The organism is Polyangium sp. 15x6 (genome assembly GCF_029960785.1).
GTDB lineage: Bacteria > Myxococcota_A > Polyangia > Polyangiales > Polyangiaceae > Polyangium.
Window position 1 is genome coordinate 67654 of sequence record NZ_JASBQE010000049.1, and the last position, 21696, is coordinate 89349.

General features: G+C 70.6%; 11 protein-coding genes. 7 read left to right on the forward strand and 4 right to left on the reverse strand.

Features of this window, described 5'->3' with window-relative positions:
- The first annotated feature begins 73 nt into the window (after nt 1–73).
- The gene (locus QHF83_RS30660; RefSeq protein ID WP_282421531.1) at nt 74–4714 is read left to right on the forward strand and encodes a MopE-related protein; all 4641 of its coding nucleotides are present in this window, start codon (nt 74–76) and stop codon (nt 4712–4714) included.
- Complete coding sequence (locus QHF83_RS30665) at nt 4711–8079, forward strand: MopE-related protein (RefSeq protein ID WP_282421532.1); 3369 nt, start codon at nt 4711–4713, stop codon at nt 8077–8079. The genes QHF83_RS30660 and QHF83_RS30665 overlap by 4 nt, the downstream gene beginning before the upstream one ends.
- Before the next feature lie 94 nt (nt 8080–8173).
- On the opposite strand, the gene QHF83_RS30670 is transcribed toward QHF83_RS30665, so the two are convergent.
- The gene (locus tag QHF83_RS30670) at nt 8174–8962 is read right to left on the reverse strand and encodes a HAMP domain-containing sensor histidine kinase (protein ID WP_282421533.1); all 789 of its coding nucleotides are present in this window, start codon (nt 8960–8962) and stop codon (nt 8174–8176) included.
- Nucleotides 8963–9342: 380 nt separating this feature from the next.
- On the opposite strand from QHF83_RS30670, the gene QHF83_RS30675 reads away from it, so the two are divergent.
- Complete coding sequence (locus QHF83_RS30675; protein ID WP_282421534.1) at nt 9343–9765, forward strand: response regulator; 423 nt, start codon at nt 9343–9345, stop codon at nt 9763–9765.
- 57 nt (nt 9766–9822) lie between these two features.
- Here the strand turns inward: QHF83_RS30675 and QHF83_RS30680 are convergent, their stop codons facing one another.
- The gene (locus QHF83_RS30680; protein ID WP_272423970.1) at nt 9823–10251 is read right to left on the reverse strand and encodes a response regulator; all 429 of its coding nucleotides are present in this window, start codon (nt 10249–10251) and stop codon (nt 9823–9825) included.
- A 269-nt stretch (nt 10252–10520) separates the two neighbouring features.
- Here QHF83_RS30680 and QHF83_RS30685 point away from each other — a divergent pair, with 269 nt between their 5' ends.
- The 3 genes from QHF83_RS30685 (at nt 10521) to QHF83_RS30695 (ending at nt 16078) form a co-directional block, all read left to right on the forward strand.
- The gene (locus QHF83_RS30685) at nt 10521–11267 is read left to right on the forward strand and encodes a HAMP domain-containing sensor histidine kinase (protein ID WP_282421535.1); all 747 of its coding nucleotides are present in this window, start codon (nt 10521–10523) and stop codon (nt 11265–11267) included.
- 45 nt (nt 11268–11312) lie between these two features.
- The gene (locus tag QHF83_RS30690; RefSeq protein ID WP_282421536.1) at nt 11313–12476 is read left to right on the forward strand and encodes a hypothetical protein; all 1164 of its coding nucleotides are present in this window, start codon (nt 11313–11315) and stop codon (nt 12474–12476) included.
- Between the two features lie 137 nt (nt 12477–12613).
- Nucleotides 12614–16078 (forward strand): hypothetical protein, encoded by a 3465-nt coding sequence (locus tag QHF83_RS30695; protein WP_282421537.1) that lies wholly within the window; start codon nt 12614–12616, stop codon nt 16076–16078.
- A 408-nt stretch (nt 16079–16486) separates the two neighbouring features.
- On the opposite strand, the gene QHF83_RS30700 is transcribed toward QHF83_RS30695, so the two are convergent.
- Both QHF83_RS30700 and QHF83_RS30705 read right to left on the reverse strand, forming a co-directional pair.
- On the reverse strand, nt 16487–18475 hold the full coding sequence (locus tag QHF83_RS30700; protein WP_282421538.1) for a thioredoxin domain-containing protein: 1989 nt from the start codon (nt 18473–18475) through the stop codon (nt 16487–16489).
- A gap of 294 nt (nt 18476–18769) precedes the next feature.
- Entirely contained in the window at nt 18770–19300 is a 531-nt protein-coding gene (locus QHF83_RS30705) for a hypothetical protein (RefSeq protein ID WP_282421539.1), read from the reverse strand.
- Between the two features lie 120 nt (nt 19301–19420).
- Here QHF83_RS30705 and QHF83_RS30710 point away from each other — a divergent pair.
- Nucleotides 19421–21696: serine/threonine-protein kinase (locus tag QHF83_RS30710; RefSeq protein ID WP_282421540.1), on the forward strand; the 2276-nt coding region annotated here is incomplete at its 3' end.

The following is a 21696-nucleotide window of genomic DNA, read 5'->3' on the forward strand; positions in this document are numbered from 1 at the left end:
GCCTACGTCGAAATCTTCGGCGGGAAGGCGTGTGTGGAACGGGTGCACGTCGGTGCGCCTCTCGGAGCTACCCATGGCTTTGTTCCGGCAGCCCTCGAAAGGGATCCTTACCTCGTTTGCCGCGCTCACAGGGGTCGCGGCGGCCGCTGCATTCGCTGCGCCGGCCGACGCGCAGGAGGCGGCCGCGTGCCTCTCCCAAAACCCCGCGGATTGGCCCGCGCCCTCGCGGCCGTACTTCATGTTGATCGCCGACACGTCGGGCTCGATGACGACGTGTACGACGCCGCCCACGGCCACGACGGTCGAGTGCAACTCGGCCGCGGCGGGGTACAAACTGAACTCCTGCGGCATGATTCCGAGCCGGCTGAACGACGCCAAGTGCGCGCTCCGGCAAACCGTGCAGGCGTTCGGCGGCGAAGTGAACTTCGGTCTGTCGACGTACGCGGGCGTCATGTCGAACTGCACGTTCGGCGCGGGCGGCGTGTGCGTGAGCGACTGCGGCGTGCCGAACGGGGGCACCTGCAACCCGGACAACTACGGGTGCACGATCACGGACTTCACGAACGGCGCCGGGGATCGCTGCGGGAACAACCCGAACTGCACGACCGGCAACGGGACCGGTCCCGCGCTACCGAACCTCGCCGAAGGTACGTGGCGAAACGGCGGCAACGTCGTCGTGCCCCTGCCGCAGGATCCCTGGTGGGGGCCCGCCGCGCCCGCGTCGAACGTGCCGGAGCTGCTCCAGTGGTTCGACGGGCTCTGCAACGACAACAAGGAGCTCTTCGCGGACGGCGCGACGCCGATCGCGGGCTCGATCCGCACGGTCACGCAGTACCTCCGCGCGGGCTGGAACCTGAACTGGAGCAACTCGAACTACTGCCAGACCGGCCTGGCCTACACGCGGACGACGCCGCTCGACGCCATGGATCGGCTCTGCCGCAGCGTGAACGTCATCCTCTTGACCGACGGCGACGAGACCTGTGACTCGCAAGCCGCCGCGGTGACGGCCGCGCAGGATCTCTGGCAGAACGGCGTCACGATCGGCGGCAAGACCTGGAAGGTGCCGGTCTACGTCGTCAACTTCGCGGGCGGGTCGAAGGCGAACACGGACGCGATCGCGGCCGCCGGCGGCACCGTGTCGTCGTACTCGGCGAACGACGAGGTCACGCTCGCCAAGGCGCTCGCGCAGATCGTCGGCTCCGCGGCCAAACCCGAGGTCTGCAACAACAGCGACGACAACTGCAACGGCTGCACCGACGAGGGGTACAAGCACTACTGCAACAAGGGGGCGAGCAAGACGTGTTGCGCCTGGTCGACTGCCGCGCAGCGCACGACCTGCCTCAACAACTACCTCGCGTCGATCACCGCGGGGGATCCCGACGGCAACGAGACGCTCCTGCCGTGTACGACCGACGCGCAGCAGGCGACCCCGGCGAACTGGCTCTGCTACGACCCGAAGGAAGTCTGCGACGAGGCCGATAACAACTGCGACGGCAACGGGCCGGGCAAGACGAACCTCGTCGACGAGGGCTTCAACAAGTGCGGCAGCCCCGCGAAGTGCCCCGCGACGGAGACCTGTGACGGGCAGGACAACGATTGCGACGGCGTGACCGACGAGGGCGTTTGCCCGAACTGCGTGCCCTCGCCCGAGGTCTGCGACGGCTGCGACAACGACTGCGACGGCATCGCGGACGACAACATCCCCGCCGTGCCGTGCGGCCAGTCGACCCCGACGAACTGCCAGGGCACGCAGGCATGCAAGCCCGCGCAGCCCGTGCCGCAGCCGGGCCAGTGCGTGGCCGGCGGCGGCCTCGCGGCCTGCCAGAACAACCCGATCGCGGAGACCTGCGACGGCATCGACAACGACTGCGACGGCATCGTGGACGACTCGGTGCCGGCGACCGCGTGCGTGCCCGCAGGGACGCCGGGCGGCCTCGTCTACGGCGGCACGAGCCAGTGCAAGCAGGGCCAGAAGCCGTGCGGCAGCAGCACGTGCACGGGCTTCGTCGGTCCGTCGGCCGAGGTCTGCGACGGCATCGACAACGACTGCGACGGGCAGGTGGACGAGCAAGCGGCGGGCGTGGGCACCTCGTGCGGCCAGGCGCTGCCGCCGTGCACGCCCGGCACGCTCGCCTGCGTGAACGGCGCGCTGGTTTGCCAGGGCGGAACGGGGCCGCAGCCCGAGGTCTGCGACAACGTCGACAACAACTGCAACGGCATCGTGGACGAGGCGCCGCTCTCCGACGGCCCAGCCGCCGGGGCGAACGGCTGCTGGCAGAACGTCGGCAACTGCTGCGCCTTCAAGAACCTGCAGTGGTGCCCGCCCCCCGGCGCCACCTGCAACGGCAACGGCACGCTGACGACGCCGTGCAACAAGGGCACGCTCGTCTGCACGAACGGCGCCTGGGCCTGCCAGGGCCCGGTCGGTCCCTCGACCGAGCAGTGCGACAGCGCGGACAACGACTGCGACGGCATGATCGACGACGTGCCCGGCACGGGCGGGCCCTGCGGCTCGGACGTGGGCGAGTGCGTCGCGGGCGTGCAGCAGTGCGGCGTGAACGGCGTGCAGTGCATCGGCCAGGTCGGTCCCTCGACCGAGATCTGCGACGGCAAGGACAACGACTGCGACGGCCTCATCGACGACAACGTCGGCGGCCTCGGCAAGCCCTGCGGCGTCAACCAGCCGCCCTGCTCGCTCGGACAAACGGCGTGCGTGAACGGCGCGATCGTTTGCCAGGGCGGCATCCAGGCGCAGCCCGAGACCTGCGACGGCGTGGACAACGACTGCGACGGCGCGATCGACGACGCGCCGCTCTTCGACGCGCCCAACGCCGGACAGAACGGCTGCTGGGCTCTGCCGGGCAACTGCTGCCAGCACGGGAATCTGCAGTGGTGCCCGCCGCCCGGCGCTTCCTGCTCCGACAACGGCATGCTCGCGCCGCCCTGCAACAAGGGCTCGCTCTCGTGCCAGGGCGCGCTCGGCTGGGTCTGCGTGAACGCGAAGGGCCCGCAGGCCGAGGCGTGCGACGGCCTCGACAACAACTGCGACGGCACGATCGACGACGGCACGTTCATGGGTGAAGGCGCCCCCTGCGGCACCGACACGGGCCAGTGCTCGCCGGGCGTCATCGACTGCTCCGGCGGCATCCTCGACTGCGTGGGCGACGTGCCCCCGTCGTCCGAGGTGTGCAACGGCCTCGACGACGACTGCGACGGCACGGTCGACAACGGCATCGTCGTCGGCGGCTCGTGCACGCCGCCCTACGACACGACGCTCTACCCGGGCCCGCGCGACAAGGGCGCCTGCCAGCCGGGCACCCTGCAGTGCGACGGCATGGGCGGCGAGACATGCATCAACGGCACCGGCCCGCAGCCCGAGATCTGCGACGGCGTGGACAACGACTGCGACGGCTCGATCGACGAGACGGGTCCCGCGCCGGACGGCATCGACGGCACGGCGAACCCGGTCGATGCGACGCAGGTGATCGGCGGCGCTTGCGGCGTCGACACCGGCGCTTGCCAGCTGGGCCAGTGGGCGTGCCTCAACGGCATGTTCGCTTGCCTCGGCGGTCAGGGGCAGACGGACGAGGCGTGCGACTGCGAGGACAACGATTGCGACGGCGTGATCGACGAGCAGGACCCGAACGGCGCCGCGATCTGCGCGCCCGGCAACTCGTGCGTGAAGAGCGGCAGCGCGTGCACCTGCGCGACGCCCTGCCAGGGCGGTGAGTTCCCGTGCCCGCCGGGCCAGGCTTGCGAGGAGGTCATCTCCAGCGAGACCGGCCAGCCGCTCGGCAACTTCTGCATCGCGAACAACTGCGGTGACTGCACGACGAAGACCGTGAAGGACGCGACGGGCGCGGTGCTCTGCGCGCCCGCGGGCACGCCTGCGGACGCGAACTGCGTCGTGCCTCCGGTCTGCGTTTGCAAGGGCATCGCCGGCTGCAAGGAGCCTTGCGACGGCGTGACCTGCGGCGCGGGCGAGGTCTGCACGAACTACGGCCCGAACGCCGGCAAGTGCGTGCAGAACAACTGCTACAACGTGCCCTGCGTGGGCTGCGGCAAGGTCTGCAACGGCGGCTCTTGCGTGGACAACCCCTGCAAGCCCGACAGCTGCCCGACGGGCCAGGTCTGCAAGCCGAACGATACGTTCACCGGCACCACGTGCGTCGACTCCTGCGCGGACAAGACCTGCGGCGCGGGTGAGGTGTGCAAGGACGGCCAGTGCATCGCGGGCTGCGATCCGGCGTGCGTCGGGGCGCAGGTCTGCGATCTGTCGCAAACGCCTCCGGCGTGCGTGGACAGCAAGTGCACCTCGCCGAACTGCCCCGACGGCTCGTACTGCAACCCGGTGACGGGCAGCTGCGGCAACGATCCGTGCGAAGGCGTGCTCTGCCCGATGGGCCAGGTCTGCCAGAACGGCGATTGCTTGCAGGGTCAGGGCGGCAGCGGCGGCGCTGGCGGCGCGGGCGGCGCGGGCGGCGGCGGCGCCGCGGGCGGTGGCAGCCCGACGACGACGACGGGCACGGGCACGGGCGGCGCGCCTCCGGACGACAGCGTCTGGGGCCTCGCAACGGGCGGCGGCGGATGCGCATGCGACGTCGGCGCGCAGGATCGGAACAGTGGCTTTGCGCTGGCGCTCGCTGCGCTCGCGCTTGGCATCGCACGCAGGCGGTCTTCCGGGCGCCGCGGCGTTACGGAGGTGTCGCGATGAGCTCGCTCGGCAAGGCGTTTCGACGCTTGGGGCTGCGCTCGGCCAAGCCGAGCTACGCCCCCAACCCCTTCGAGGTGGTTCTCTCGGCCCTCGTGGTCTCGGCGCTCGCGCTCGGGGCCGCGGGGTGCACGACGGACGCGTTCTGCTTCGACAAATGCGCCGGCGACTCACCCTCGGGCTCGGGCTCCGGCTCGGGCTCCGGCGGATCGGGCGGTCAGGGCGGCGAAGGCGGCGACAACTGCTTCCCGTTCTGCGGCACCGACGGCGGTCCGGGCGGGGGCGGCGCCGGCGGCGGCGGCCCGTGCGTCCCGACGAACGGCGGCATCGAGAAGTGCGACGGCCTCGACAACGACTGCAACGGCGCGGTCGACGACGGCCCGAACATCAACCTCGAGAGCAAGACGACGTGCGGCACGTGTAACAACAACTGCTTCACGAAGCTGCTCAACAACGATCCCGCGAGCATCACCTGCGTGCCGAGCCCGAACCCGGGCACGGTGCCGGGCGAGTGCACGGGCACGTGCGTGTCGGGCTACTACGACCTCGATGGCGACAAGGCCTGCGAGTACTACTGCATCAAGAACACGCCGGACGACACGTCGTGCAACAACAAGGACGACGACTGCGACGGCGTGAAGGACGAGGACGTCGACCTCTGCAAGAGCACGACGGACTGCGGCAAGTGCGGGAACAACTGCGTCGTCGTCAACGGTACGTCCGAGTGCGCGACGACCGCGGGCGCCGGCGAGGCGTGCACCCCGGCGAACACGCAGTGCAAGATCAAGCAGTGCGATCCGGGCTTCTACGACCTCGACAATTCCGTCGCGACGGGCTGCGAGTACCAGTGCACCCCGTCGAACGGCGGCGTCGAGAAGTGCGGTGACAGCGTCGACAACGACTGCGACGGCAAGATCGACGAGGCCGACGACCTCTCGATGGATCCGCAGATCGGCAAGAACTGCTTCGGCGATCCGGACGGCATCTGCGGTCTGCTCGCCGCCGCCGGCAAGACGGCGTGCGTCGGGAACAAGGTCGTCTGCGCCGGGCCGAACGTCGTCGTCGAGGGGCAGATCCAGGAGATCTGCAACGGCCTCGACGACGATTGTGATGGCCAGGTCGACGACAATCCCACGGACGCCGGCAACTCCTGCGGCCAGAGCAACATCTTCCCGTGTCAGTTCGGCAAGCAGCAGTGCCAGAACGGTCAGCTCGTCTGCGTCGGCGCGGTGAACCCCTCGGCCGAGCTCTGCAACGGCCAGGACGACAACTGCAACGGCGCGATCGACGACATGCCCGTCGACGTGGGCGCGACGTGCGGTTTGACCGACGTCGGTCCCTGCCAGAAGGGCGTGGAGCAATGCCAGCCCGGCGGCCAGAAGACGTGCGTCGGTGAGATCGCGCCGAAGACCGAGACGTGCAACGGCCAGGACGACGACTGCAATGGGCTCGTCGACGACGTCGCGGGCACGGGCTCGGCGTGCGGCCAGAGCAGCACGGCGCCCTGCAAGCTCGGCACGCTGCAGTGCGTGGGGCAGGCGCTCACGTGCGTCGGGAACATCGACCCGAAGGCCGAGACCTGCAACTCGATCGACGACGACTGCGACGGGCAGGTCGACGAGGGCATCCCGACCCAGCAATGCGTGCCCGTCGGCGCGCCGCCGAACCTCGTGTACGGCGGCCTGAGCAAGTGCGTGAAGGGCACGCAGACGTGCGGCGGCGCGTGCACGGGCTACATCGGGCCGAGCGCGGAGACGTGCAACAGCCTCGACGACGACTGCGACGGCATCGTCGACAACAACCTGAACCTCGGCGCTTGCAACGTGCCGCCTGCGCCCCCCGCGGGCGCGACGTCGCCGTGCAAGGCGGGCACGTCGACGTGCGTGGGCGGCGTGCTGACGTGCCAGAATTCGGTCGGACCGTCGAGCAGCGTCGATAGCTGCGGCGTGGACTCGAACTGCGACGGCACGCTGACCGGTCAGCCGAACCTGCAGACCGACGTCGCGAACTGCGGCGCGTGCGGCAACAACTGCTACGCGAACGCGGTGCACGCGATCTGGTCGTGCACGTCGGGCATGTGCGCCTTCCAGGGCTGCGAGAACGGCTACTACGATCTCAACGGCGACAAGACCTGCGAGTACAGCTGCCAGTACAAGCAGGCGCAGGAGATCTGCAACGGCGAGGATGACGACTGCGACGGGCAGATCGACGAGGGCGTCGTGGCCCCGACGCCGGTGCAGGTCTGCGGCGTGAGCGTCACGGCCACGCGGCCGGAGTGCACGTCGCAGGTGACGGTCGCATGCACGCAGGGCGCGTGGAAGTGCACGTTCCCGGCGGGCGTGTGCAACGGCGCGGCCCCGAACTACTGCTCGGGCGCCACCGAGGTCTGCGACAACCTCGACAACGACTGCGACGGCATCCTCAACGAGAACGTGCCGAACTACGGCAAGGCCTGCGCGAGCGACGACGGCCTGCCGGCGCCCGGACACGGCGCCTGCCGCAAGACCGGCACGTTCGTGTGCAGCGGCGCGAACGCGACGACGTGCAATGCGGTCAAGGCCGACTGCGCGACCTTGCCCGGCGGCTGCACCGAGCTGTGCGACGGCGTGGACAACGACTGCGACGGGCTCGTCGACGAGACGTACGTCTCGAAGGGCTCGAACGCGACGAACTACGTCAAACCCGCGGTCACGCGCATCGCGACGAGCCTCTGGATCTACAGCTACGAGGCGAGTCGGCCGAACGCCGTCACGGATATCCCGAACAACGTCATCACGCCCGGCAACGGCAACGGCTACCACACGACCGCGCCTGCGGGCACGACGCTCGACAAGACGCTCGCGTGCTCGGTGCCGAACAAGCTGCCGTGGTTCAACGTCACGCCGGCCGAGGTCGAGCAGACGTGCAACGCGATGGGCGGGTTCATCTGCTCGACGGCCGACTGGACGACCTCGTGCCAGGCGACGCTCGGCTGCTCCTGGGGCTACAACCCGCGCGGCGCGGCGTGCACGTCGAACTACGACGCCACGAAGTTCTGCAACATCGGACCCTCGTTCGACTTCAGCTCGTCGATCGCGGGGGATCAGGACGGCCTGCTCTTCACGGGCTCGAGCAGCCTGCAGAACTGCTGGGCGGACTGGTTGAACCTGCAGGGCAACAACGCCACGACGGGCAAGCTCTACGACATCACGGGCAACCTCCGTGAGATCACGAAGAGCGCGGCGAACACGTATCCGCTGATGGGCGGCGCGTTCAACACCGGCGACCCCGGCGGCGCGACGTGCTCGTTCCAGTTCTACACGGTCGATCAGACGTTCAAGCTCTTCGACCTCGGCTTCCGCTGCTGCTTCTCGCAGAACCCCGGCTGACAAAACGCATCGAGCGGGCGCCTCTCTCGGCGCCCGCCCGATGTCCCCTCGTCCCTCGCGAAGGCGCGCCGTGCGCGCGCCCCTCGCGGATCGCTCAATCCCTTCGATCGTGATGATTCGAGAGCGCTGCGCCGTCGGCCGCGGGCAGCGTGAAGTGGATCGTGCTCCCACGCCCCACCTCGCTCTGCGCGCCGATGCGCCCGCCGTGCGCCTCGACGATGCCCTTGGCGACGTAGACGCCGAGGCCCATGCCCTGGCACGCGCGACGCCCCTCGGGCGGCCTACGCGAGAACAGCATCGCCCGATCGAGCTCGGCGATGCCGGGCCCCGTGTCGGTCACGGAGAAGCGCGCGCCCGCGGGTGCGGGCTCGGCGCGGATCGTGATCGATCCGCCCTTCTGCATGAAGCGCGCGGCGTTGTTGACGAGCCGCGAGAGGACCTGCAGCACGCGGGCACGATCGACGTAGAGCGCGGGCAGGTGCGGCGAGACCTCTTTCACGACCGCGATCGGCCGCTGCGCCGTGGAGAGGGCCGCGGCCAGCGCGGCGGCCTCCACGATCGACGCCGCGTCGTGCACCTCCTGTCCGATCGGCAGCTTCCCCGCGTCGATGTGTGCTGCGTCGACGAGGTCCTCGACGATCTGGTTCATCTCCAGCGCGGAGCGCTTGATCGTCTGGAGTTGACGATCGTGCGCTGGATCCCCGCCGAGCTCGCGCGCGAGCAGCGTCGTCGTCACCATCACGACGCCGAGCGGGTTGCGCAGGTCGTGCGAGACGATGGTGAGCAGCTCCGCGCGCTGCGCTTCGGCGGCTTTCGCGCGCCGCTCGAGCTCTCGACATCGCCGCTCGAGCTCTGCCACGTAACGCGCGTCTTTCGTTTGCACGGCTGGCATGCGAGCGCGCTTCGTCGCGGGGCGCGTCGTGCTTCGCGACGGCCCATTTGCCGGCTTGCTTGCTTGTTTGCGTTTCCTCGCTTCGGCCACGATCGCCCTCTTTGATCCGCAGGGTAACGCGACATCGTGCTGCGGATGCAGTCGGAGATCGCCTCACTCGGCCATCCGTGCCGCGATGTCCGGAAGAGCCCGCGTCGGGTTTCTCCCGATAGGCCGCTCAGGCGCGTCTCCACCGCCCAAGAAGGGCACGAATCCGTGCCTGAGGTTCCTCGCCTGCGGCTATCATCGACCCTCGCTCGCGACGCACGCTGCGCCGCGGGTGAGGGGTAGGCGGGGACGCGCGCTCCATCGATGACCGGGGGTTTTACGTCGTGAAGACGACAGACGAAACTGGGCTCGGGCAACAACACGGCGGCCTCTCGCCGCTCGTCCTCGTGGTCGACGACTTCGACGACAACCGCGAGATGTTCACGGAGTTTCTTTCGTTCTCCGGGTTCCGCGTGGCGCAGGCTGCAACCGGGAAAGAGGCGCTGGATCAGGCGTTCTCCCTCTTGCCCGATCTGATCCTCATGGATCTATCGCTGCCCGAGCTCGACGGGCTCGAAGCGACGCGATGCCTGAAGAACGACGAGCGGACCAAGCGCATCCCGATCGTGGCGCTGACGGGACACGCGCTCGCGGGTCACTCGAAGGACGCCAAGGAGGCAGGCTGCGACTCGTTCCTGACGAAGCCGTGCCTGCCCGACGCGCTGGTGACCGAGATCAAGCGGGTCCTCGGCGCGCGAGCTCGATAGCCCGCGCACCGACGACATTCATCGCAGAGGGGGGGGAACATGAGAGCGTCCGTGGGCTCACGGGTGGGCGTGCGCGCGGATGGCGTCACGCAGGAGGCGGGCAGCTTCGTCCCAGTCGACGGGCTTGACCAGGACCGCATCGAACGCGCTGTTCGCGAGCTTGGCGCGCGCGGAGAGATCGCGCCGCCCCGTGCACGCGAAGAGCGCCATCCGTTGCGTCGCGGGATCGGAGCGCAGCGCTTCGGCGACGACGAACCCGTCGATGCCGGGCATGCGCAGATCACACAGGACGGCGTCCGGCACGTCCTGCGTGGCGAGGAAGACGCCGCGCAGGCCGCCTTTCGCGCGCTCGACCTGGAAGCCGTGCGCTTCGAGCGAGGCCTCGGCGATCGCGAGGAAGTCGGGATCGTCGTCGACGATGAGCACGCGCGGGCGGAACACGCTCGTCTGCTCCATCTCGCCCGCTCCGCCCATCGTCTCCGCCATCCCGCCCCCTCCGATTGCGTGCCGATCGCCGTTCGCGCGAGAACGCGCGCGGCGCGACGTTTCGCTTCCCCATGTCTTGGACCAGCGCGCGCGATGCGCAATGCGGCGGCGCGGTCTCTGCGAACTTCGTCCTCGCGAGACGCCGGATCCGTCCGGCGGCTCTGTTCACGATCTCCGCGATCCTCGGCGTTTCCTGCGTGCTACGCAGTGTGCGTCGTGTGCTCGTTCAACGCTTACCGCGCCCCTTTTCGGGCTCTAGGGTGTGCCTCATGAGTGTCGACGAGGTTTTCTTCGACCGAGTGGCCCACGACCTGCGTGGCGAGCTCTCGACGATGCTCGCCGGCGTCCACTACTTGCTCCGGTTCGGCCGGGATCTCGCGCCTCCGACGCGCGAGATGCTCGAACGGGTGAGCGGCGCGGGCGAGCGGCTCACGCGCATGCTCGCGGAGTTCGACGACGCCGTGTGGCTGCTCGACACCAAAAAGCCGCTCGTGCTCGCGCCCCTTCGCTTCGGTGATCTGCTCGACGAGGTGATGACGCGCATCGAGCCCACGGTGAAGACGCGCGGCGTGCGTCTCATCCTCGAGCAGACCGACGCCGACGCGGCGGCCGAGCTCGTCGGCGACGTGGATATACTCGCCACGGCGCTCACCTCGATCGTCGATCTCGCCACCTTGCGCGCGCCTTCGGGCACGGTGCACGTCACGGCCGAGACCCGGGAGGGCGCGCCGATCGTGCGGGTGCGGGACGAGGGCGACGCCGTGCCCAAGGACGTGCTCGCGCGCCTCTTCGAGCCCTTCGTCGAGCGGGAGATCGTGCCGCGCGAGACGCACGGCCGGCGCAAGCTCAGGCTCGGGATCGGCCTGCCGATCGCGCGGGCGATCTTCGAAGCGCACGGCGGCTCGCTCGTCGTGGAGTCGAGCGACGCGGGGCTCACGCTCCGGGGCGTGATCTCCTTGCGCAAGGCCTCCGAGATCCCGCCCGAGCCCGAGAAGGCGCGCGCCGCGTCTGGTTAGCCGGCCGCTTGCGACGACCGGGCGGGCATGCTCCGCTCGCCTTCCATGGCACGCGTGAACATCGTCTTCCTGGGTGTTGCGATCACGCTCCTCGGGGGCTGCTCCGAGCCGGCCGGCGCCGCACGTACGTGCAGCGGCGTCGCGCTCGACGGAGCGCTCTTGATGCTCGCCACGAACCTGCAGGCGAGCGGCCTCGGCCTCATCGACGAGGCCGGCTGTCTGACCGAGATCCCGGATATCGCGCTCGGCGTCGATCCGCTGCTCTCTTCCGGCTTCGGCGGACCGTTCGTGTGCGTGCGTGATCAGGGGCTCGTGCGCGCCGTCGATCCGGATTCGCTCGCGCTCACGCGCACGTGGGTCGCGTTCGGCGAGTCGGAGACGACGTTCGAGCTCGCGACGGGCGGCAAAGCGGGCGGGCCGCACAACCCGCACGACGCGGATCTCGATGCAGAAGGCAGGCTCTGGGTCGCACGGTACGAGCAGCCAGGTATCGCGGTGATCGAGCCCGACGGGAGCTTCGGCGGCACGGTCGATCTCTCGATGTTCGCGGACGTCGACGGCCTGCCCGAGGTCGAGGCGGTGCGTGTCGTCGGCGATCGCGTCTTCGCGACCGTGCAGCGCCTCGATCGCCGCACGTGGAAGGCCGCGGAGAACGGCGCGCTCGTGGCGATCGACCTCGCCTCGCGCAGCATCGTCGGCTCCGTCGACCTCGGCGGGAAAAACCCCTTCGGCCGCATGAAGCCAGTGCCCGGGGATCCTGCGGGCAAGACCGTGGTGCTCGCGATGCCGGGCGACTTCTATGCGATCGACGAGGGCCACGCGGCCGCGATCGTGAATCTCGACACCCTCGCGGTGACGGGCATCGCCGAGGAGAGTGCGTTCGACGGCTCGCTCGCGGAGGTCGAGCTCGCGGCGCCGGACGAGGCGTACGCGATCGTCGCGGGCACCGGGCTCGAGAACGCGACGCGCCTCGTGCGGTTCGATCCATCCGGAAAAACCGCGCCGATCGTCCTGGCCGATACGCGGGAAGGTGGCCAGGGCGGTAACTACGACTACTGGGGCCTCGCGGTGGTCGGCCGCCACGTGCTCCTCGGCGACAAAGCGCACGGCGCGCCTGCGATCCACATCTTCGAGCGCGTGACGGGACGTGAGGTCGGCACCCTCGCGCCCGAGCGCCTTCCGCCCGTGTCGCTCTTGCCGTTGCCATAGAGCGTCGGGAAGCGTGGAGGGGCTTCGTTCGGACGGGCCGAGCTCTCGCCTCCGAATCCCCTTTCGCCCTTGTGCCTCCTGGGCGAACTTCGTTTACCATCGATGGAAACGCCTTGGCTGACCGAGCCCCTTCATCGATGTTGAGCTCCGCGCTCGCCGAGCGTGGCGTGTCGATGCGTTCCCTCGAAGAGGCGATCGCGCGGCAGGTCGTGCACGGCGGTGATCTCGTGACGAACCTGCTCGAGGTCGGCGGCGCCCGCGAGGAGATGCTCGTGCCTCTGCTCGCCGAGGTGCTCGGCCTCGAAGAGGCGCCCTCGGGCAAGCTCCCGCTGCCGACCGCGCCGGTGCTGCGCCTCGTGCCCGGGGATCTCGCGATCAGACACGGCATCTTCCCGCTCGCGCTCACGCGGCGCGTCCTCACGATCGCCACCGCCGAGCCGCTCTCGCCGGCCGTCGAAGGCGATCTCGCGTTCGCGCTCGCCGTCGAGATCCGGCAGAGCGTCGCGCCGCTCGTGCGCATCCGTCAGGCGATCGCCGAGGCGTACCAGATCCCGCTCGATCGTCGCTTCCTCCGGCTCATCGCCAAGCTCGAGAGCCGCCCCGATCCGAGCCCGACCGTCGTGCCGCCGCCGCGGAGCGTCGAGTCACGTCCGCCGCCCGCGCGTCTTCCGGAGCTTCCCGTCGCGATGCCGCCGACGCAGACGCCGCCGACGCAGACGCCGGACACGCTCGTCGCGGGCGCGGCGCCGCCGATCGCACCGACACGCACGAGGCTCTCGGCCACGCCCGTCGCGGCGCGCGCGGCTCGCTCGGACCACCCCAAACCCGTGCCGACGGTCGCGGTCGTGGAGCCGAAGCCTGTGCCTGTGCCCGTCGCGGTCCCTGCACCTCCGCGGCGCCCGCTCACCAGCGACGAGATGCCCGAGACCGTCGCCGCGCCGCCGGGGTCCGCATCGATCGCGGACGCGGCCGACGAGGAAGAGGCGCCCGTCTCGCGAAGGCCGGAGCGACCCGTGCGACGTGAGTCGACGCGCACGCGCACGAGCACCAGCGTGCTGCGCCGCGCGGTCACGGGCGATCGCAAGACACGCGTCGTCGAGGCTCCGGATCGCCGCGCCGCGCGTCCGCGCCGGAAGGGTCCGTTCACCGCGGCGATGGCGGAAGAGGAGCTCGGCGAGGCGACGACGACCGACGCGGTCCTCGACATCTTCTTCGCGTTCGCCCACCAGTTCTTCGAGTACACGGCGCTCTTCGTCGTGCACGGCGATGTCGCGGATGGACGCGACGCCTCGGGCCCCGGCGCAGGCGCGGCGCGGCTCATGTCGTTCTCGGTGCCCCTCGGCCGCCCGAGCGTGCTCGCTCTCGCCCGCGAGCGCAGGGCGCCCGTGATCATGCCGCCCGCCGTGGGCGATCTCGACGTCGAGATCGCCTCCGAGCTCGGCCGATCGGGCCGCACCGAGGCAGGGACGCGCGCCGCTGCCGTGCTCGTGCTGCCGATCGTCGTGCGAAACCGGACCGTCGCGCTGCTCTACGGCGACGACGGCGCTGCCGATGTGGAGCTCTCCGCGCTCGGCGACGTCATCGCCATCGCGGGCCTCACGGCCGAGGCGCTCGAGCGTGCCATCTTGCGCAAGAAGCGCGGCGGCGCTGCGGGCGACGCTGCCCCGGCGAAGCGCCCCCCAAAGCCCGCGCATCCGCCGCAGGCCCAGGGCGCGGCCCGCCAGGTCGGGCTCGTCGCGCTCGCGCGCGCCTTCGAGTTGCCTGCGCGCCCCGCGGACGGCGCCGAGCCTGCGCTGCCTGCGGCCGAACCGAAATCCCCGCCGGCGGCCATCTCGTCGATCGCCGTCACCTTGCCGTCCGCGTCCGCGATGGCGCCGGCCATGCTCCAGGCGAGCTCCAAGCCGGCCGCGCCGCCTGCGGACGAGATCTCCTTCGCAGGCATCGCCTCGAGCCAGCCGAGCCATGCGCCCCGGCCGGCCCCCGAGCCGCCGCGCACGGCCCCTCCGGCCCCCGCGCCCGCGGCCCCGCCGCCCTCGGCCCCTGCGGTCACGGAGACGCTCCAGAGCCCCACGCCCGCGCCGGACTCCGTCGTCCCGCGCGCCGAGCCCCTCGCGCCGCGCTCCCCCGACTCCGATAGCACCTGGGAGCTCACCGGCCGCCGCGGAGGTCCCCTGTCCCGTCGCCGCCGGACGCCTCTCGGCGTCGTCGCCACGGGCCGCGTGCGCCTCGGACCCACCACGCCCCCGCCTCCCCCCATCACGGCCGTCTCCCGGCTGCCAGAGGCCGGCCCCGCGCCCGTCCCGGCCCAGCCCCCGCGCGCCGCGCGCCGGGCCATCGCGCCGAGCTTCGGCGGCCGCAGCAAGGCCTCCCTGGGCCTCGGCGCCCAGCCCTTGCCCCCCGAGCCGCCGCCCAACGCCATCGCCGCGCCGCCGACGCCTCCCGTGCCTCCCGTGCGCCCCGTCGTGCCTACAGCGCCCGCGCCCCCACCCGACGCCTTCGTGCCCCCGCCCGAGGTCCCCGCGACCCCGGCCGCGCCCGCGCCGCCGGTGCGGGTCCCGCCCCCGGGCGGGGAGACGAACTCGCCCTTGCCGCCGGAGACGCTCCCCGGCCCGCCGGTGGAGGCCCGGGTCCACCGCGCGGTCAGGGACGAACCCAGCGCCGCGCCCGTCGCCGACTGGAACGTCTCGCCCGTGGGCAGCACGCTCCCGAGCCGCGCTCGCGCCGCTGGCTCCGATCCCATCACCCTCGTGCAGCGCTTCCTCGAATCCGGCGCCGAGGACGGCGAGGCCCAGAAGGAGCTCGTCCGCCTCGGCGAGGCCGCGATGCAGGCCATCATGGCCCGCTTCCCCGGCCCGCTCCGCATCGACCCGCGTGTCCTTTCGCGCGGCGCCGAGCTCCCGCTCGCCTCGCGCAGCGGCCCTCTGCTCGGCCTCATCGTCGCGATGGGCCGTGCTGCCGTGCCGTTCCTCGCCGTGCGCAGCACCGCCGGCGATCCCGACGTCCGGTTCTGGGCGACGCACCTGCTCGGCGAGCTCGTGTATCCGGAGAGCGCGCACGCCATCTTCGTGCGCCTCTTCGACGACGCCGCTCCAGTTCGTCGTGTCGCGCGTCGCGCCGCCGCGATGCTCATCCAAGCAGGCCCCGTGACCGAGGCGCCGATCCTCCCGACGCTCGAGCGTCTCGCGCGGACCTCGACCGAGCGTGTCGGCCGGCGCCTGCTCGCAATCGAGACCCTCGGCGAGCTTGCTGTCCCGAGGTCCGTCCCGGTGCTCATCGCGACGCTCGGCGAGACGACCGCGGAGCTCGTGGATGCGGCGCATCGCGCGCTCGTGCACGTCACGCGGCACGACTTCGGCCGCGACGTACGCAAGTGGAACGCCTTCTGGACCACGAACGGCGCGCGAGGCCGCGTCGAGTGGCTCATCGACGCGCTCCTCTCGGACTCACCGACGCTCCGCCGCGCCGCCGCAGAGGAGCTCGCGCCGCTCGTCGGAAGGGATCTCGGCTACTACGACGATCTCCCCGAGGACGAACGCGAAGCCGCGCAGGTCCGTTACGTCCTCTGGTGGGAGCAGGAAGGCCGCCACAAGAAGCGCGGTTGAGCGCCTGGGGCCGCCGCGCCGGGGCGCTGCCCCGGACCCCGCGGGGGCTGTTCGCCCCTCGACCCGAACCAGGGCAAGCCCTGGACCTCTGGTGGAAGAACTGCGCTCCGCGCAGTTCTTCCAACGGGCCGGTTGGACCGCGTTGCCAGTTGAAAAGGCAGCGCGGCCGTCTTGGTTGGCAGGGTGCTTGGCAGTCTTGCCTCGGCCTGTTCGATGAACTGCGCGAAGCGCAGTTCATCGACCCCGGGTCCAGCGCTTGCGCTGGTCCGGGTCCAGGGGCGGATAGCCCCGGTGGGGCCTGGGGCAACGCCCCAGCGAAGCGGCTCCTGGATGAGACCACAAAAAGCCACGAGGGGGCTCGAGGCCCCCTCGTGGTGTGTTTCATCGATCGTCAGGAACGAGCGTCGCTCACTTCTTCGCGGCGCCGGACTCCTTGATGACGAGATCGATCATCTTCTTGAACTTCGGGAACGGCTGGGCACCGCTGATGAAGTAGCCCTCCGTCTTGCCCGCGGCTGCGATGTGGAAGCCAGGCGTGCCGCTGATGCCCGCCTTGTCCGCCACGGCGCTCTCGCTCTCGATGAACTTCTTGTGCGCCTCGCTGTCGAGGGCGGACTTGAACTTCCCGAGGTCGAGGCCCTGCTCTTCCGCGTACTTCTCGAGCGTCGTACGGGCGAACGCGTCGGGCGTACCGGCGCCCTTGAAGAGCGCGGTGTGCATCTTCCAGAAGCCCTCGTTGCCCTTCTGCTTCTTGGCCTCCTCGGCCGCGAGAGCTGCGGGCATCGCGTTCTTGTGGAACGGCAGCGGCTTGTGACGCCAAACGATCTTCACCTTGTCGCCGTAGGCCTTCTCGACCTGGGCGACCGTGTCCTCTGCGCGCTTGCAGAAGGGGCACTCGAAGTCGCTGAAGATCTGCATCACGACCTTCGCCTTGTCGCTGCCCTTCCAGGCAGAGTCGGCGGGGGCCACGTCGACCGTCTTCTTCTCGGGCGGGGGCGGCGTCTTCCCGTCCTTGATGATCTCGTTGTAGAGATCCTTCGCGGCCACGCCCTTCGCGAGAAGGTCCTGCGCCTTCTTGATCTCCTCGTCGATGACCGTCTTGAACTTCTCGATCGGCTGGGCGCCGACGAGGCGGCGACCGTTGATGAAGAAGTGCGGCGTGCCGCTCGCTTGGAGCTCGTCGGCGAGGTCTTGATCGGCCGTGATCTCGGCGCCGTACTTCTTGTCGAGGATCGCGGTCTTCACCTTGTCGACGTTCAGGCCGAGCTCCTTGGCGTAGCCGAGGAGATCGTCGTCGGTGAGCTTCTGCTGGTTCTTCCAGAGCAGATCGTAGGCGGCCCAGAAGCCCGCCTCGCCCTTCTGGGCGCGGGCCTCACGCGCGAGCTCCGCGGCCGGCTCGGCGCGCGGGTGCATCGGCAGCGGGTTGTCCTTCCAGACGATGCGGACCTTGTCGCCGTAGGTCTTGACGACCTCGTCGAGCGTCGGGACCACGCGGCTGCAGAAGGGGCACTGGAAATCGGACCACTCGACGATCGTCACGAGCGCCGTCTCGGGGCCCTTCGCGGGCGACGTGCCGACGGGCACCTTCCAGACGGTCTTGTCCTCTTGCTGCGCCTGCTCGCGGTTCGCCGGCGGGGGAGCCTTCGCCTTGTTCTCCTGCGAGAGCTTGGCGTAGACCTTCTCCGGCTTCGTACCGGCCTTGATCGCGGCGTCGGCGGCCTTGAGCTGCTCGTCGATCACCTGCTTGAACTTGTCGATCGGCTGCGCGCCGCTGAGCAGGATGCCGTTGATGAACGACGCCGGCGTACCGGAGACGCCCGCGGCCTTGCCGGCGGCGAGGTCGGCGTCCACCTTCGCGGCGAACTCCTGCTTGTCGTAGGAGGCCTTGTACTTGGCCTTGTCCACGCCCGCCTGCGCGGCCCACTGCTCGAAGTTCTCGGGCGTGAGGGCGCGCTGGTTCTGGAACGCGAGCTCGTGGAACTTCCAGAAGGCCTCGGGCCCCTTGATGCGGAACACGGTCTCGGCCGCGACGGACGCGGGACGCGCGTTCTTGTGGAAGGGCAGGGGGTTCGACTTCCAGATGATGCGGAGCTTCTGCGGGCCGTACTGCTCGCGGAGCTGCGTCAGCGTCGTCTCGACCTTGCTGCAGAAGGGGCACTCGAAGTCGCTGAAGAGCACCAGCGTGACGGGCGCGTTCGGGCTGCCCCACGTCGGATCCTTCGACGAGACGGGGACCGACGCGTCGCTGTGATCCCACGTCGCGCCGGCGGCGTACTCCTGCGTCGCCTCGGCGCTGGCCGTGTGGCCGCCGCCGGCGCCGCGATCGATGCCCCACATCAGCGCCATCCCTGCCATGAAGCAGAGAAGGAAGCCGACGATGGCGGTTCCTTTGTTCATGTTTCTTCTCTTCCTTTACGAGACGGTGCTGCCCGCGCGGCGCATCTCATCACGCTGCGAGAGCCGACACCCTGATCGCCCCGACGAACGTTCTTCGGGGCGAAAACCCACGATCTCGAGCGTCGTCTTTCGATCGACGCTGCCGTGACACGTGCGGATCGGCGGCGCCCCCCCGCCTTCAACCGGAAAGGGCGCAAAGCCGATACGCGAGTTTTTCCTCTTCGCGCTGGATCACTCGGGTGTTCGTCCGTCCTCACGCGCACGATCCCGCGCGGGATGAACGGACGACAAGTGTCAGGCGCGAGGAGGCCGATCGATCTCTCGGCGAACGCCCCGGAGCGGGGCGCCCTCCACCGGCGGGTACGCCGGGAGCTCGACGGCGAACGCCGGTCGGAGATCGAAGGACGCCGAAAGCATGGCGTCCGGTACGGTCGCGACGAACGACGCGATCGGGTTCTGCTCGCCGTGGGAGGGACCGAGGGCCGGACCGAAGTCTGTCCCGTCACACGAGACCCCCGCGTCGATACGCGCGTCGGTCATCGGGTGGATCCGCCCCGGCGCGACCGCCGTGGCGCCGCGCTCGTCACACATCGCCGCGATCTGAGGATCGACCTCGTCGCTCGGCACCATGGACGTGGGGGGCGCGGTGCAGTCCACGACGTCCTCGCTCTCCGGCTGCGCTGCACGCGGCGCAGGCCCGAGCGACGACGACGCATCGTCTTCGCAAGCCGGTACGATCGCTGCGTATGCGCGGAGCGGCACGAGCCACGCCACGGCGAATACCGCCGCGACGGCCAGCGCACGAAGAACCGCGAACCGCAACATTCGACCTATCCATAGCCGACCGGAGGGCTCGCGGCAATTGTCTGTGGCCCTCCACGCACGTCGCGCCTTCCAGATGCCGAATTATTGGCCCACCTTGTCTTACATTCCTAGCGTGTGGGCATGGCGACTGCCCCCCTCGACATGGATCGCGCCGGCGTGGACGGCGCGGCGCAGGCGACGCGAGCTTCGGACCTCGCCGCTCCGCACGACGACGAGCGCGCCGGCGCGGGGCCTGGCGAGGAGCTCCCGCGGGTCCTTGGCCGGTACCTCTTGCTCCGTCGCATCGCGCGCGGGGGCATGGGCGAGGTCTATCTCGCGTCGACCATGGGCATCGAGGGCGCCGAGCGGCCCGTCGTCGTGAAGGTCATTCGCCGCGATCACGCGAGTGATCCGAGCTTCATCGCGCGCTTCCTCGACGAGGCCCGCGTGCAGGCGCAGCTCCAGCACTCCGGCGTCGCGCAGGTCCTCGAGGCCTCGCTCGACGACGAGACCGGCGAGCCGTACGCGGTCGTCGAGCACGTCGAGGGCAAGAGCCTCGGCGACGTGCGCGGCCGCGCGCATGCGCTTGGATATCGCGTCGGCTGGGCCGAGGCCGTCGCGGTCGCCACCATGATCGCCGAGGCCCTCGCGCACGTGCACGAGCGCAAGGATCCCGCGGGCCGCGCGCTCGCGATCGTGCACCGCGATCTCTCCCCGCAGAACGTGATGGTCAGCTACGCCGGCGACGTGAAGATCATCGACTTCGGCACCGCGCGCGGCATGAACCGCCGCTGCCGCACGGTGAGCGGCGTCGTCTTCGCCAAACCCGGCTACGTCGCGCCCGAGGTCGCGAACGGCGACACCGGCGACGCGCGCGTGGACGTCTACGCGCTCGGCGTGATGCTCTGGGAGCTCTGCGCGGGCCGGCGCTTCTTGCAGGGCGACGCGGCCGTGCACATGGCCGCCGTCGCGCGGAACGCGCAGAACCTCCCGCCCATCGCCGCGCAGATCGGCGCGCCGCCCGAGCTCGACACGATCCTCGCCAAGCTCACGGCCTTCGATCGCGAAGTGCGCTACGGCCTCGCGCGCGTGGCCGCGCGGGATCTCGCCAAGCTCCTCGGGGCCGCGCCTCCCTTGCCCGGCGGCGAGCGCGGCGTGCGCGCGCGGACGCAGTACCTCATGCAGTCGCTCTTCCCGAGCGAGCCCGCGAAGAGCCGCCGCGAGTTCGCGCGCCTCGTCATCTCCGCGCGCGCGACCTTCGAGGCCACGATCGAGGAGAAGGCCCGCCCCGCGGCGCCGCAGGCTCTTCCCCCCGAGGAAGAGGGCCTCTTGCCCGGCACGCGCCTAAGGCTCGTGCGCGAGCTCGGCGGCGGCGCCACGAGCGTCGTGCACGAGGCCGAGCACGTGGATCTCGGCCGCCGCGTCGCCGTGAAGATCCTCGCCCCCGAGCACGGCGCCTCGCCCGAGTTTGCCGCGCGCTTCCGCCACGAGGCCCGCGCCATGTCGCGCCTCTCGCACGAGGGGCTCGTCGACCTCTACGACTTCGGCCGCGCCGCCGACGGCCGCCTCTTCTGCGTGATGGAGCTCCTCGAAGGCGAGACGCTCGAAGCCCTGATCTCCCGCGAGCGCGAGGTCGACTGGCAGCGCTCGCTCCGCATCGTGATCCGCGCGCTCGGCGCGCTCGAGGTCGCGCATACCGCGGGCATCGTCCACCGCGACGTCAAACCCGCGAACGTCTTCTTGACCCAGAGCGGCACCGTGAAGGTCCTCGACTTTGGCCTCGCGCACACGCCCGAGGACATCGGCGAGGCCGTCCTCGGCGCGCCGGGCGGCGACAACGCGGTCGCGGCCGGCTTCACGCTCTTCGGCACGCCCGAGTACATGGCGCCCGAGCAGGCCGCGGGCGGCCGCGTCGACGGCCGCGCCGACCTCTACGCGCTCGGTTGCGTGCTCTACGAGATGCTCACCGGCTCGCTGCCCTTCACGGGCGCGAGCGCCGCCGCGATCGTCGACGCGAAGATGAAGGGCAGCCCCGAGCGGCCGCGGGATCGCGCGCCCGGCAAGCGCTTACCCGAGGCCGTCGACGAGCTCGTCATGCGCGCCCTCTCGCGCCACCCCGGCCTGCGTTTCCAGAGCGCCGCCGAGATGCGCGAGGCCGCGATGCTGGCCCTCGGCGCCCCCGTGCGCGCGCGCCGTCGCCGCAGGACCGCGGGGTTTGCCGCGCTCGCCGCGGCGATGGCGTTCGCGACCGTCCTGCTCGCCGGCAAGGCGAGGGACATCGGCGCGATGATCCCCGTCGCGTGGAAGTCCGCGCCCGCGCCCGCCGTCGTGGCCGAGCCCGCGCCCGCGGCCGAGCCCGCAGCCGTTGCGGCCGCCGCGCCCGCGGCCGATCCCGCGCCCGCGCCTGCGCCCGCACC